Here is a 14,086-nt window from a genome sequence, read left to right as displayed (position 1 = left end):
GCATTACGTTGCTGGTAAATGTACTCTTTTAATAAAAAGATAGATGCATGTGTGCCCTGCACCCAAAGCAAGAAGTAGGATTGGTATACTGATTTCTGCATTAAACCAAGTGATAGCAGCTAAAAAGGATAATATGGAAACAATCCTTCCCAAATTCAAGAATATTTCCCGAACTACAATGTACTCAATCCTCATTTCTGCCGCTTTCCAACCTGTTCCAATCACATCATATGTAGTGGACATATATGGGACGAGCAAAAGCGGATAGGCAATTGCAATCATACCGCCATAGATTAACAATTTGACAAAATTCACGTCCCAAACAATTAACAGGACAGACGCATATAGGATAAGTCCACCAATAAGAATCGCTTTTTTTCGAAACTTTTGTTTAATTAACCTAGACGCAAGATAATACGCTATAAATGATATTCCTGAATTAAGGAGACCAAATGTTCCTAAAGACAGTTCACTTCCTGTCGAAATATAAACAAGCACTGATATGACAAATGCAAAGGTCCCTTCCCTCAGTCCCTGGAAAAAGTTAGCGTTTGTAATCAGTCGCCAATTTTCATTTTGTTTTCTTTCATTAAGAATCTGATTAACACAATAGCTTCCTGCCGATGGTCGTGGTTTCAATGAAAAACTCATAAAAACCGCAAGTGCAAATAAAGCTAGCGACATTCCAAAAACAATGGTATATCCAGTGAATTTGTCAAATCTAGTTATTATGATTCCAGCAGCGATTGGTCCAATCATTCCACCCGCAGACGATAATATCCCTAAAAAACCATTAAAAAAATCTCTCGTATCTGGTTCGGTGATTTCAAATGTTAACACATTATAAGCAAGCCAATAAAACCCATAACCTACTCCTAACAGACTCCCTAATAAAAGTAAATAAGTAGAAGCCTTTGTGCCAGCGATTAAAACCATTACATAAAATAACGCTAAAAAAATCACACCGATTCTAAGCACGATTACTCTGTCAATTTTCTTGGCCCATCGGCCAGCTAAAATGAAGGTGAGCAGTTGTAAAACAACAATCGATAAATTAAAAAGGGCGATATCTGAATACTTACCCGTTTGTTTCCATAGATAAATATTTACAAACGTATTGGATAAAGCAACACTTAATGAATATAACCCACCAATAATCAGCAAAAGTGATAAATCTTTTGTTAGTTTTACATCACCTAGAATCTTAAATTTTTTTGCCATAAAAAACTCCCCTTTATCTTATGGGTAGTCTTTAACAAGCAAGTTTTTCTTATTCACTTATTCAAATCCAAAAAAAAGAAGACAGCCTAAGCTGCCTTCTTACCATTGCTATTATTTTGCTTGGCTGTAACGTTTTGAAACTTCATCCCAATTTACTACATTCCAGAAAGAGGAAATATAATCCGGGCGTTTGTTTTGATATTTCAAGTAGTAAGCATGCTCCCATACATCAAGACCAAGAATTGGAGTTTTACCTTCCATTAATGGAGAGTCTTGGTTAGGCGTACTTGATACTTCTAATTCTCCGCCAGACACAGATAGCCATGCCCAACCAGATCCGAAACGAGTAGTTGCTGCTTTAGCAAACTCTTCTTTAAAGCTTTCGAAACTGCCAAATTTGCTGCTGATTGCGTCAGCTAATTCACCAGTAGGTGCACCGCCTCCATTTGGAGAAAGGATTTGCCAGAATAAAGAATGGTTAGCATGACCGCCGCCATTGTTACGAACTGCAGTACGTGCAGCTTCTGGAACCGCATCCAAATTAGCAATAACTTCTTCAACTGATTTAGAAAGTAATTCTTCATTACCAGCTAAAGCGTTATTTAGATTGGTTACATATGTGTTGTGATGTCTAGTGTGGTGAATGTTCATTGTTTCTTTGTCAATATGTGGTTCAAGTGCGTTTTCTGCATACGGTAATTGTGGTAATTCAAATGCCATGATTATTCCTCCTATGTATATGGTGATTTTTTCAGCCTTAGAATTTAGAATATTTCTAAAGCTTTCCTTTTTAAGATACCAAAGTCAGTGCTCAGTTTCAAATATAATGCTTAGGCTCTTAACATAAATACCATGCCCGTAATGAAGGATTTTATTCTAGATTTTACTAAAACGTAATCCACTACCGTTCCTAACAATTATTCGAAAAATTGTCACCTTTCACCCGAAGGGCAATCTGTCAACGATTTTTGTCATATCCGACTTTTGTCACTACCAATTCATGTAAAGGCTCTATTGACACCTTATTAATAATTTATTTTAATCAAAGAGAAGGGTGCTAAGGAGTGATTTTTCCATGCAGAAAAGTAGTTATTCTATATATAATTTACTAGTTTACTTTTACGAAAAAAAAGAACCAATTCAAAAGATTAAAGCCGGTTCCGTTCTTTTTCAAGAGAAGGACCCTGCCCAGTATGTTTTCTTATTGCGTAAAGGAAGTATTTCACTTGGAAGAGTTCATTTACGCGGCAAGGATTTTATCTTAAAAATCTTAAATGACCAGGAATTAATTGTAGAGTATCAACTTTTCAAACCATCTCCTCATTATCAATTTTACGCAAAAACGATGACAGATTGTGAAATGATCTTTATCAAGAAGGAACAATTTGAAGAATTTATTAAAAATGATCCAGAAGCAATGAGCGCTCTTGTTGCATGGCTAAGTACAGGTTATTTAAAGGCACAAATGAAATGCCAAGACCTAATTATGAATGGTAAAAAAGGCGGTTTATATTCTATCCTCATCCGCTTATCTAATTCTTATGGACTTAAGACAGAAGATGGAATTCTTATAGATCTGCCCTTAACACATCAGGAATTAGCTAATTTAACCTATGGGACGCGTGAAGTTATTCAACGAGCCTTAAAAGATCTTCGCGAGAAAGAGATCATTACCTATGATAATCAAAAGTTTACTATAAAAAAACTCAACTATTTAAAAGAAGAAGTTGACTGTCAAAATTGTTCCTTTGAAATTTGCGGATTGAATTAATCAACCAAATCCACCCATATAAGTGGCTCAGGCTGTCGAAAAACTTTCGATAGCCTTTTATTTTATTCTCTTTCCTTAATAATTAATTCATCGCGTTAATTTGTTAAAATAATATTAATATATAGGATTTTCAACTTGTCTGTTGATTTGCGCTCCAGGCGCTTCGCTTTCCGCGGGCGTGCCGGGGAGCCTCCTCGTCGCTTCGCTCCTGCGGGGTCTCCCCTGCCCCGTACTCCCGCAGGAGTCTTCGCGCCTTCCGCTCCAATCAACGGTGTAGTATTTAATTAAGACCTTCAACTCATATAAGGTGAAATCAATGGTTAAGCCAAAAGAGTTTAGCCAAAGTGAATGTGAATTTGTGTCAATTTATGAACTTGTTCCAGAAGATTTAGTAGGACTAGAAAAAAAGTATGTTGCAATGCTTTAAGTTCATTTGCCTCCCTGGTGATTGGAGCGGAGGGCACTCGACTCCTGCGGGATAGAGAGGTCACTGGAGACCCCACAGGCGCTAAAGCGCCGAGGAGGCTCCAGGACCTCCCCGCGGAAAGCGAGTGCCCGGAGCGGAAATCAACAGGCTAGTTAGCAGGGACAATCAATTAATTAAATCGAAAATTTAGGTTCAGACAAAATAAAAAATTACCGAGAAAATGACTCTTTCTCAACTATCTGATTCACCCATATAGGTGGCTTTTTTTACAAGACTAAAATGAAAAAATAAACAATCATAAGGATTTGAATAATTGTTTTTGTCAGAACACTGCTTATAAATCCAATAACAGAACCAAAACCAATTTTTAAGCTCTCAGTGAAATTTCTTTTGTTGAAGATTAATTCAGCTCCTATTGCCCCGATAAATGGACCAATAAGGATTCCTAAAAAAGGGATAACAAATGGTCCAACGATAATCCCTATCGTACTTCCCCAGATTCCGGCCTTGGAACCTCCATATTTTTTAATTCCAATCATATTAGCAATATAGTCGGCAACAAATAAAAGTACAATAAACAAACATTGAATCAACCAAAAGTACCATCGAAAGGGTTGAAAATTAAAAAAGACTCCATACAATAAAAAGCCTGCCAGTATAAATAACACACTTGGAACAATCGGATACACCAGACCAACAAATGCAACAATAAATAACAAAATGATGATACTCCAATAGACCAATTCCATTTTATCCATCCCTCATAAAACTTTTTCTAGATATTTTATACAGTGTACACTTTCCTTCTTACGATTAAAACTTGGAATAGGTTTCAAAATATAAAATTGAGTTGCTGTCATTCTTGTATATAACCTTTACTAAAGATACAATAGATGCTGAAGCAATCATTTGTGATTTAATGTATAAAGGTGGTCATTATGAATATTTTCAAGCAATTGTATAAAAGTATCTACTCTCCTAAAGATATTGCCTTATTTCGATTCCAAGGGATAGGAAAAACAATATTATATGTTTTCTTCTTAACATTAATTTCGATTCTGCCGTCAGTTATTTACTTAAGTACCGCACTTACCACGGGTGTCGATACGGCAAGAACCATTATTACTGACGAATTACCTGATTTTTCAATTCAAGACGGGCATCTAACAGCCGATACTAAAGTGCCCATTACATTAAATAAGGATGATTTTTCTATTATTTTAGACCCCACTGGAGCTATCTCTGCAGATGATATCCAAGATGAGGGAAATTCTTTTGCCATGTTAGAAGATCAATTTGTTTTAGCTGCAGGCGGCCGATTTGATACATATCCCTATTCCATGTTAGAAGGGCTAAACATTGCAAAGGGAGACATTGTGAATTTTATTAACACAATTGGCGGAATAAAATGGATATTAATCCCTGTGGTTTCTGTGTTTATCTACTTGTTTGCATGTGCTGGCAGTTTTATCGAGGTAACGGTTTTGGCTCTAATTGGTTTATTATTAAAGAACATTTTAGGTAGGAAACTAAATTACCGGCAGTTGTGGCGAATGGCTGCATACAGCGAAACATTACCCACATTGTTTTTTACCATTATGGCGGCAATTAAAACAACCGTTCCTAACAGCTTTATGATTAATTGGTTTGTTGTGATCATCGTATTATACCTAGCCATAAATGAAATTCCAAAACCCAAAAAAGTGAACTAAGAGGCGCCCATAGCGGGCGTTTTTTTTATTAACACGTTCTTTTTACAATCGGACAAGCATACCAATGTACAAACTGTCTATTTGGAGGCTTGTCCAATGAAAAAGTTATTTGGTTTCTTATTAGCCGTTTTAATCATATATGTAATTTATATTGATTTAACTGTTGGCACCCTGCCTTCCTCATTCACACAGCAGGTGGATGCTAAAATCGAAACACAAAATACGGAGTTGAAAACAGAAACAAACATACCTTCTTTCGAAGCACAAGTTGAACCAGGTGAAACAGTGCTATCTATCGTGGAACATCAACTGGATAAATCACTTCCCGTATCGATTTCTGACTTAATCGAGGACTTTCGAAAATTAAATCCTGGGGAGACTCCAGAAAAAATTCAAATCGGGTCTACATATCATTTCCCTGATTACTCAAAATAAAGAGGATAGTGCTTATTCTTGTCAAAAATAGTGAAAGGCTGATAAAATAGAGTCGGATTGTTTTTATATACCTTATTCGAATCCCATTTTGAAGGAGCGAATTACTCGTGAGTGAAATATTACACCGCACAAAAACTCGACCAATTAAAGTTGGTAACTTAACGATTGGCGGGAGTAACGAATTATTTATACAAAGTATGACCACAACAAAAACACATGATGTTGAAGCAACCGTTGCTGAAATAAAGCGTCTTGAGGAAGCTGGCTGTCAGATTGTTCGGGTGGCTTGTCCGGATGAACGGGCTGCGAATGCCATTCCTGAAATCAAAAAAAGAATCAACATTCCACTTGTTGTCGATATTCATTTCGATTATAAATTGGCTCTTAAAGCAATTGAAGGCGGAGCAGATAAAATCAGAATCAATCCCGGTAATATCGGAAAACGGGAAAAAGTCGAGGCTGTCGTAAAAGCAGCGAAGGAGAAAGGCATTCCCATCCGAATCGGGGTAAATGCTGGCTCACTCGAAAAGAGAATTTTAGAGAAATACGGATATCCAACAGCAGATGGTATGGTTGAAAGCGCGCTGCACCATATTAAAATTCTTGAGGATTTAGATTTCCATGACATTATTGTTTCCATGAAGGCCTCTGATGTAAATCTTGCCATTGAAGCTTATGAAAAGGCATCGAGAGCATTCGATTATCCCCTTCATCTTGGGATTACTGAGTCTGGAACCCTTTTTGCAGGCAGCATAAAAAGTGCGGCTGGTTTAGGCACTATTTTACACATGGGAATCGGTAACACACTACGTGTTTCCTTAAGTGCAGACCCAGTTCAGGAAGTAAAAGTTGCTAGAGAACTTTTAAAGGTATTCGGTCTCTCTTCTAACGCGGCCACATTGATCTCTTGTCCGACATGCGGCCGGATTGAAATTGACCTCATTAGTATTGCAAATGAAGTCGAAGAATACATTGAAAAAATTAAAGCTCCGATCAAAGTAGCAGTTTTAGGCTGTGCCGTTAACGGACCTGGAGAGGCCCGTGAAGCCGATATTGGCATTGCCGGTGCTCGAGGTGAAGGGTTATTATTCAGGAAGGGTGAGATCGTCCGCAAGGTTCCTGAAGCCCAATTAGTTGAGGAATTGAAAAAAGAAATTGACCAAATTGCCGAAGAATATTTTCAGAAAAAAGCAGAGGAAGATAAAATTACGAATTAATATCAAGAAACCCGGTATTTTCACCGGGTTTCTTTTTGCTCCTATGCAGGTTTTGTTAAAAGAACGGAAGAATAAAGATACCAATAACAATCGATATTGCACCGATACCGATGGCCCAGGCACCTAGCCCTGTGGCCCCTCTCCTTCTGGCAACAAAACCTAACACTATTCCTGCAGCTCCAAAAAGAATAGGTAATACAAACAGTGATAAAATCGAAAGCACTAAAGCAAGCGTACCTAGACCTGTACCACCCGCAGCATTTTCCCTTTGCCCCGTCTGTTCCTTTCTTCGGATAAGAGGAGTAGGAGCAGCTATTTCCGCTGCTGTTTCTTCCCTATATTCTGAAGATCGTATCGGAACAGAAGCACCAATCTTAGCTGTATTGTCTTCTTTTTTCAATGTGTAGTGAGCCTTAATAGGTGCGGCAATTTCTGATGCTGTTTCCTCCCGATATGATGTAGGAGAATTGGGAATATCTTGGCCAATATTTGCACTTTGAAGAGCTTCCTGCACTTTCGTGTCTCTTTCATCTGCCATCCTAATCCCTCACTTTCAGTAATAGGAGCATTAATTATTGTTTGCCTCTGTCTGCTTTTTAGTATGTTAATGTTTGCCTAAATTAGTTTTTTGTTTCTTTTCCCCCGTTGACCACTCAATTTTGGTAAACTAAAAGGAGAATCCTAAAAGCTATATGAAGGTGAGAGCAAAAATGAGAAAAAGGTTTGGAATTGATATTGATGGAACGGTTACATGCCCCAAATCCATCATCCCTTTTATTAATAAAGCATTTGACTTGAATATTTTGTATGAGGACGTTAATCAATATGAATTAACTCCATTCGTAAATGTTTCAGAAAAAGAGTTCGCCACATGGTTTTCTGAAAATGAACCCATGATTTATAAAGGCTCTCCTCTCGCTGAAGGAGCGGGAAAAGTCTTAAATAAATGGAAAAAAGAGCATGAATTGTTTTTCATTAGTGCACGCGGCTCCCATTTACTCGATGTAACCATCCAATGGTTCCTTGATAAAGGCTTAACCTTTGACCACATCGAATTAATTGGATCACATGACAAAGTAGCCACAGTGAAAAAGCATTCGGTTGATATCTTTTTTGAGGATAAACACGATAATGCTGTGATGATCCATGAAGAGTGTCAGATTCCTGTCATATTATTTGATACACCATATAATCAAGATCCTCTTCCAAAAGGTGTCATCCGGGTTAATAACTGGAAAGAAGCTTATATTTGGGTAGAAAACTGGGAAAAGCAGCAGCAGGTCCACAGGGAAATGGTTAGTTCCAGCATTTAATTTTAGATACAAAAAAAACAGCTTGTAGGCAGACAAGCTGTTTTTTAATGACATTCAGGACAAAGACCGTAAATCTCAAATTTATGACCTGAAATATCGTATCCTTTTAAATTTTCACTTAAGTCGTTCATTGGGCAAGTTTCAATTTCTTTCGTTTTTCCGCAAGTCATACAGATAAAATGATGATGATGGTGATGTCTTGAACATGTAAAACGGAAATGTTTCTCTCCTGATAATTCTGTCATCTCAAGAATCCCCATATTTACAAACAAGGAAAGATTACGATAGATAGTATCAAAGCTCAGACCTGGATAATCATCTTTAAGCTGATCCAAGACGTCCTTAGCCGTTAAATATTTATCACTGTCAGCAAACAATTGAAGCATATCTTCTCTTTTACCAGTTTGTTTAAACCCTTTTTCTTTTAAGTATTGAATTGCCTCATTAACGTTCACCTGACGGCACCCCCTTACGAATTAAGAATTTTTTATAAAAAATAGAAAAAATTAAGATAAGAACAGCAATCATCACGATTGTTCCACCGGGAGCTAAATCTAAATAATACGCAGTAAACAACCCGCCAAGTACTGACACTTCACCAAAAAGGACAGATAAAAAAATAGTTTGCTTAAATCCTTTGGCTAGCCTTATACTGGCTGCTACAGGTAACGTCATTAAAGATGAAACCAACAAAATTCCGACAATTCTCATAGAAGCTGCAATTACCAAGGCCACCATGACAATAAAAATAAAATGAATACTTTTGGCCGCTATCCCTGAGGCTTTCGCGTGTTCTTCATCGAAGGATAATAAAAAAAGCTCTTTATACAATAAAATAATCACTAAAATTACCATGATACCGATAATAAATACGACCCATAAATCAGTTCTGCTAACTGCCGAAACACTGCCAAATAAATAACTAAACAAATCAGTATTAAAACCATTGGCAAGCGAAATAAATATAACCCCTAAGCCAATACCACTAGAGAGAATAATTGGAATCGCAAGTTCTTGGTAGTGCTTATAGACGCCTCTAAGTTTTTCGATGAACAGTGATCCCCCAACAGAAAAAACCATTCCTAAGTATAGTGGATTTACTCCTGCCATCATCACAACATTTCTTTCAAGAAGCAGGCTCGCTGCTATGCCTGCTAGTGTAACATGACTGAGTGCATCCGCAATTAACGATAGTCTTCTTACAACAACAAACACTCCTAGTAACGGGGCAATAATTCCGATCATAAGCCCCGTTAAAAAAGCATTTTGTAAAAATTCATAGTGGAAAATTCCTTGAATCATTTTACAACGCCTCCGTGCTCATGATGATGGTCTAGCATGTGAACATCATGGCCATAAATTTTAGAAATACCATCAGCCCGGAGCTGTTCAAATTCCATTGTTTCCCCATGAAAATGCAAATGTTTATTCAAGCACGCAACATGTGAGACTTTATCCGAAATAGTCCCAATATCATGAGTAACCAATAAAAGGGTAATATCATGACTTTTATTTAAATCACCCAGCATTTGATAAAAATTATTAACATTCTCGGCATCAACGCCTACCGTAGGTTCATCCAGAATGAGAAGACTTGGTTCACTAACTAGGGCTCGTGCAATAAAAACTCTTTGTTGCTGACCTCCAGAGAGCTCACCAATATTTCTGTTGCTAAAACCTTTCATACCGACTGCCTCCAAGGCTTCGATTACTTTTTGCGCATGTTCTTTTTTAAAAAACTTAAACATCCCAAGCTTTTTGGTTAAACCACTCTCGACAACTTCAAATACAGTAGCAGGAAAACCAGTGTTGAAGGAATTAGCCTTTTGAGAAACATAGCCAATTTTTTGCCAATCTTTAAACTTATTAATTTCCTTACCGAATAAAAAGATGTCCCCTTTTTGCGGCTTTAATAACCCTAATATCAACTTCAATAGTGTTGATTTTCCAGAACCATTAGGACCGACAATTGCCAAAAAAGAACCACTTGGAATAGTAATGTTAATGTCCTCTAGAACAACATCTTTTTCATAACGATACGAAAGTTTTTTTACTTCTATAATTGATTGCATAGTCAGCGCATCACCTTTAATTATAAGAATCATTCCGATTTAACCTAAAGTAGTATACAATAGGTATTCTTGAATGTAAAGTCTGCCACTCCGGCATTCGTCCAGTTGATTCACAAAAATCTCTAATCACACTCCCGGAACTTCTTCATACATTAAGGTGAGGAGTGGTGAGAATGACAATTTTTCAGAGCATCATTAATCATAAAATTAACACGATAACAGCTGAAGAACTGGTAAAATATGCGGATCAATTTAAAATATCAGTGACTAGACAGCAGGCAGTGAAAATTGCCGAATACTTAAGAGGGAAAAATGTGAATATATTTGATGATTCACAGCGGACTCAATTAGTGAAAGAAATTGCCAAAACAGCGGGTCCAGCAACGGCCCGAGAAGTAAATAAATTATTTATACAGTTAACTAAAAAGTAAAAGCTGTGCACTTTTGCACAGCTCTTTTTTATGATTGCATGATAAGGTCAAGCAGGTTCTCATTGAACTTTTGTTCCCGAAGCATATGAATCTCAAATTTATATGGGGCTTTTTTATTATTCTTATCCTCACCCACATATGGAGTTTCTAAAATCTTAGGAACATCGGTAAGCTGTGGATGGTGGACAATATAATTTAGGGCCTTAAAACCGATATGGCCAAACCCGATATTTTCGTGTCTATCCTTTCGCATCCCGACCGCATTTTTACTATCATTAATATGCAGGACTTTCAATTTGTTCAAGCCAACTATTTTGTCAAATTCATTTAATACACCATCAAAATCCTCAACGATATTATAGCCTGCATCATGCGTATGGCAAGTATCAAAACAAACGGATAGCTTATCACTATAGTTTACTCCATCCATAATCATCGCTAATTCCTCGAAGGATTTTCCACACTCGGAGCCTTTTCCAGCCATCGTTTCCAAGGCAATTTGTACTTGCTCTTTGCCAGTCAGTACTTCATTTAATCCTTCGATAATTTTTTTAATACCAGACTCGGTACCGGCACTTACATGTGCTCCAGGATGCAGGACGATTTGCTTTGCTCCAATTGCCTCTGTTCTTTCAATTTCTGTTCGAAGAAATCTAACACCCAATTCAAAAGTATCTGGATTGGTTGTATTTCCAATATTGATAATATAAGGAGCATGAACGACAATTTCGGAGATACCGTTCAGTTCCATATGTCTCCGCCCTGCTTCAATATTGAGATCTTCGATTTTTTTTCTTCTTGTATTTTGCGGTGCTCCGGTATAGACCATAAACGTGTTTGCACCATAGGAAACTGCTTCTTCACTTGCGGCAAGCAGCATATCTTTCCCACTCATCGAAACATGTGATCCTAATTTAAGCATACCTTTTTCTCCCTGGTTTGATTATTTTTTTCTTTGCTCAATCCTTCGTTCGCGCTTTTTGATTTTATCCATTTCCCATTGCATTTTCTTTTTATAACCCGGTTTTACTTTGTTTGGCTTCTTAACCAACGATTTAGCTTTTTGATCGGCCTTATCCTCTTGCCTTACACGTGTTTTCCTTTTATTTCGTTCATCGACGGTAACAAATTCGTTATTTTTAAGGTCGACATTCTTAAATTGAATCCCCATTTTTTCTAACCGGTTTAACGCATCTTCATCCGATGACTCATAAATTGTGAGGGCAATGCCCGAATTTCCGGCACGCGCTGTTCTCCCGACTCTATGGATATAAAAATCTAAGTCTGATGGGAGTTCATAGTTGATGATATGGCTGACCCCTTCTATATCAATTCCTCTAGAAGCAAGGTCTGTTGCGACAATATATTGATAATCCAAATCCTGAATTTGCTTCATCATTTGTTTCCGTTCTCGAGGACTTAGATCACCATGAACTCGGCCAACTTTTAAACCTTTTTCATTTAAAAAGTACGCCACTTCTTCAGCCATTTTTTTTGTATTTGTAAATACAATCGCTAGATAAGGATTGTAGGCAAGAAGGGCATCATGAACAAGCTGCTTTTTACTCCGGTGTCTTGATGGCAAAAGATAATGCTCTAAATTTTCTGCTGCTCTTCTTTTCGGTTCTATCTGAACAGTTTTTGGATTTTCCATATATTTTTTAAGAAAGGGTTTTAATTTTTCCGGGATCGTTGCTGAAAAAACGAGCATTTGCAAGTTTTCCGGCATTTTAGCTGCTACTCGATCCAAATCCTCAATAAATCCCATATCTAACATCATATCAGCTTCATCCACGACCAGGATTCCCGCAGTATGAACAAATAAAGCTTTTTCACTCATCAGGTCCTTGATTCTACCCGGAGTTCCAACAACTATATGTGGCTGAACCTTTAATTTTTCAATCGACCGCTGCTTATCCGTCCCCCCAATATAGCATCTAGTCATAATGGATTGCTCTGGGCTGCAATGCGACGTTATTTTTAATATTTGGTGATAAATTTGAGAGGCAAGCTCTCTTGTAGGTGCAGTAATGACAGCTTGAACTTCCTGTCGTGATGGGTCAATTTTTTCGAGGATTGGAAGAACATAGGCAAGCGTTTTACCCGTCCCTGTTTGTGACTGACCAATAGCACTCTCTCCCTTTAAAACGACAGGAATCATCCGTTCCTGAATTTCAGTCGGCTCAGTAAAACCGAACTCCTTAACGGCTTCTATAATAAATGGTTGAAACGTAAAACGATCAAAACGATTTTCTTTCATATATTTGCTCCTTATAGTTAAAATCTCATGATTTTGGAGTAGTTTTCTTACTTTAGCAAGTGCATCACTTTCTATTCCATCATGCAATTATAGTCAATATTTCATCAAAACTCCAGTTATCTTTCGTTTTAATATCATTTTCTACTTATTACTGACTTTTAAACAACTAAATTTAGTCTTTGTCCTGTGTATAATACCTAAACCAAATTAGGGTATATGCATAATTTAAAGCATGAGGCAATTGAAAGGAGGCAACGAGATGCAACCAAGACCAAGAATGCCTATGCAGGGGGGCATGGGACCAGGACCTTATGGACCACGTAATCAGATGATGAACCCTGGTTTTAACCCTTTTAGCGGCAGGAATCCAATGATGGGTGCCCCTTCCAATCCGTTTGGAGGAAGAAATAACCGCATGATGATGGGGCAAATGATGGGAAGGCCTAATCCTATGAACAAAGGCGGTGGGGGATTACTTTCGAAAATTCTCGGAGGAAGAAGCCAGGCTGGCGGCTTTATGGGAATGCAAGGAGCAGGAAAAGCAGCATCAGGAGGCGGAGGACTGCTCCAATCTTTGAGTAACCCTGGCGGACTAACTAGCATGTTGAACAATACGCAGCAGGTGCTAAAGACAGCCCAGTCGATTGGACCGATGATCCAACAATATAGCCCAATGATAAAAAATCTTCCTGCAATGTGGAAAATTTATAAAGGATTCAAAAATGCTTCAAAAGCTACGGATGAAGCAACAGTAGAAAATAACCAATCAACTGATGCCGCCGTCGATGAATCATCTAATCATGAAGAGCCTGTAAATAGTACGTCCAATAAAAAAGGGCAACGCAAAAATAAGCAACAGCAAGTGCCTTCAAAAAAAAGTCCATATCAAAAAGGAAGTTCTGTTCCGAAAATGTATATTTAAATGATAAATGCTGGAGACAGCATTCAGATTGTCGAGAAAGAGTATTTTTCTCGGCAATTTTTTATTCTCAGCATTTAATTATTCATTGTACCTGCTAATGGGCCTGTTGATTTCCGCTCTAGGCACTTCGCTTTCCGCGGGCGTGCCGGGGAGCCTCCTCGTCGCTATGCTCCTGCGGGGTCTCCCCTGCCCCGTACTCCCGCAGGAGTCTGCGTGCCTTCCGCGGAAATCAACAGAGCTATAAAATCAATGATGCACTGCTCTTAACACAACCAAACAATAAAAAATTAAGTGGTGAAATCTAT

Annotated in this window: 16 protein-coding genes; 7 read left to right on the top strand and 9 right to left on the bottom strand. The window is 37.8% G+C overall.

Features of this window, described 5'->3' with window-relative positions; genetic code table 11:
* Nucleotides 1-3 precede the first annotated feature (3 nt).
* Together J7E63_RS06150 and J7E63_RS06145 are read right to left on the bottom strand one after the other, a co-directional pair.
* Nucleotides 4-1,221, bottom strand: coding sequence for an MFS transporter (locus tag J7E63_RS06150; protein WP_215010684.1), 1,218 nt, complete (start codon nt 1,219-1,221; stop codon nt 4-6).
* A gap of 111 nt (nt 1,222-1,332) precedes the next feature.
* Entirely contained in the window at nt 1,333-1,941 is a 609-nt protein-coding gene (locus J7E63_RS06145) for a superoxide dismutase (protein WP_088088992.1), read from the bottom strand.
* 355 nt (nt 1,942-2,296) lie between these two features.
* On the opposite strand from J7E63_RS06145, the gene J7E63_RS06140 reads away from it, so the two are divergent.
* A complete protein-coding gene (locus J7E63_RS06140) occupies nt 2,297-2,992 on the top strand; it encodes a Crp/Fnr family transcriptional regulator (protein ID WP_215010683.1) in 696 nt (231 codons plus the stop codon).
* A 693-nt stretch (nt 2,993-3,685) separates the two neighbouring features.
* Here the strand turns inward: J7E63_RS06140 and J7E63_RS06135 are convergent.
* Nucleotides 3,686-4,168: a DUF456 domain-containing protein gene (locus J7E63_RS06135; protein WP_215010682.1), complete on the bottom strand. Its 483-nt coding sequence runs from the start codon at nt 4,166-4,168 to the stop codon at nt 3,686-3,688.
* Between the two features lie 189 nt (nt 4,169-4,357).
* On the opposite strand from J7E63_RS06135, the gene J7E63_RS06130 reads away from it, so the two are divergent.
* The 3 genes from J7E63_RS06130 (at nt 4,358) to ispG (ending at nt 6,783) form a co-directional block, all read left to right on the top strand.
* Nucleotides 4,358-5,131: a DUF1189 domain-containing protein gene (locus tag J7E63_RS06130; RefSeq protein ID WP_215010681.1), complete on the top strand. Its 774-nt coding sequence runs from the start codon at nt 4,358-4,360 to the stop codon at nt 5,129-5,131.
* Nucleotides 5,132-5,227: 96 nt separating this feature from the next.
* Entirely contained in the window at nt 5,228-5,566 is a 339-nt protein-coding gene (locus J7E63_RS06125) for a hypothetical protein (RefSeq protein ID WP_214998493.1), read from the top strand.
* A gap of 116 nt (nt 5,567-5,682) precedes the next feature.
* Entirely contained in the window at nt 5,683-6,783 is a 1,101-nt protein-coding gene (gene ispG, locus J7E63_RS06120; protein WP_179196035.1) for a flavodoxin-dependent (E)-4-hydroxy-3-methylbut-2-enyl-diphosphate synthase, read from the top strand.
* A gap of 55 nt (nt 6,784-6,838) precedes the next feature.
* Here ispG and J7E63_RS06115 read toward each other — a convergent pair whose 3' ends face one another.
* Nucleotides 6,839-7,321, bottom strand: a complete 483-nt coding sequence (locus tag J7E63_RS06115) for a DUF4190 domain-containing protein (RefSeq protein ID WP_215010680.1) — start codon at nt 7,319-7,321, stop codon at nt 6,839-6,841.
* A gap of 172 nt (nt 7,322-7,493) precedes the next feature.
* Here J7E63_RS06115 and J7E63_RS06110 point away from each other — a divergent pair, with 172 nt between their 5' ends.
* Nucleotides 7,494-8,096, top strand: a complete 603-nt coding sequence (locus J7E63_RS06110; RefSeq protein ID WP_215010679.1) for a 5' nucleotidase, NT5C type — start codon at nt 7,494-7,496, stop codon at nt 8,094-8,096.
* Between the two features lie 44 nt (nt 8,097-8,140).
* Here J7E63_RS06110 and zur read toward each other — a convergent pair whose 3' ends face one another.
* Genes zur through J7E63_RS06095 form a run of 3 tightly spaced genes read right to left on the bottom strand, consistent with a single transcriptional unit; the run spans nt 8,141 to nt 10,168 of the window.
* Nucleotides 8,141-8,551, bottom strand: a complete 411-nt coding sequence (zur, locus tag J7E63_RS06105; protein WP_088089001.1) for a zinc uptake transcriptional repressor Zur — start codon at nt 8,549-8,551, stop codon at nt 8,141-8,143.
* Nucleotides 8,541-9,398: a metal ABC transporter permease gene (locus J7E63_RS06100; RefSeq protein ID WP_215010678.1), complete on the bottom strand. Its 858-nt coding sequence runs from the start codon at nt 9,396-9,398 to the stop codon at nt 8,541-8,543. Before J7E63_RS06100 ends, zur begins: the two co-directional genes overlap by 11 nt.
* Nucleotides 9,395-10,168: a metal ABC transporter ATP-binding protein gene (locus J7E63_RS06095; RefSeq protein ID WP_215010677.1), complete on the bottom strand. Its 774-nt coding sequence runs from the start codon at nt 10,166-10,168 to the stop codon at nt 9,395-9,397. The genes J7E63_RS06100 and J7E63_RS06095 overlap by 4 nt, the downstream gene beginning before the upstream one ends.
* A gap of 173 nt (nt 10,169-10,341) precedes the next feature.
* Here J7E63_RS06095 and J7E63_RS06090 point away from each other — a divergent pair, with 173 nt between their 5' ends.
* Nucleotides 10,342-10,599 carry a DUF2624 domain-containing protein gene (locus J7E63_RS06090; RefSeq protein ID WP_088089004.1) on the top strand — a complete coding sequence of 86 codons (258 nt, stop codon included), beginning with the start codon at nt 10,342-10,344 and terminating at the stop codon, nt 10,597-10,599.
* Nucleotides 10,600-10,627: 28 nt separating this feature from the next.
* Here J7E63_RS06090 and J7E63_RS06085 read toward each other — a convergent pair whose 3' ends face one another.
* A complete protein-coding gene (locus J7E63_RS06085; RefSeq protein WP_215010676.1) occupies nt 10,628-11,521 on the bottom strand; it encodes a deoxyribonuclease IV in 894 nt (297 codons plus the stop codon).
* A gap of 21 nt (nt 11,522-11,542) precedes the next feature.
* The gene (locus J7E63_RS06080) at nt 11,543-12,859 is read right to left on the bottom strand and encodes a DEAD/DEAH box helicase (protein WP_215010675.1); all 1,317 of its coding nucleotides are present in this window, start codon (nt 12,857-12,859) and stop codon (nt 11,543-11,545) included.
* Between the two features lie 259 nt (nt 12,860-13,118).
* On the opposite strand from J7E63_RS06080, the gene J7E63_RS06075 reads away from it, so the two are divergent.
* Nucleotides 13,119-13,781, top strand: a complete 663-nt coding sequence (locus J7E63_RS06075; RefSeq protein WP_215010674.1) for a YqfQ family protein — start codon at nt 13,119-13,121, stop codon at nt 13,779-13,781.
* Nucleotides 13,782-14,086: the final 305 nt, after the last annotated feature.

It is taken from the genome of Bacillus sp. ISL-75, from assembly GCF_018613095.1.
The sequence above is the reverse complement of the archived record's forward strand: the minus strand, read 5'-3'. Positions and strand labels throughout refer to the sequence as shown.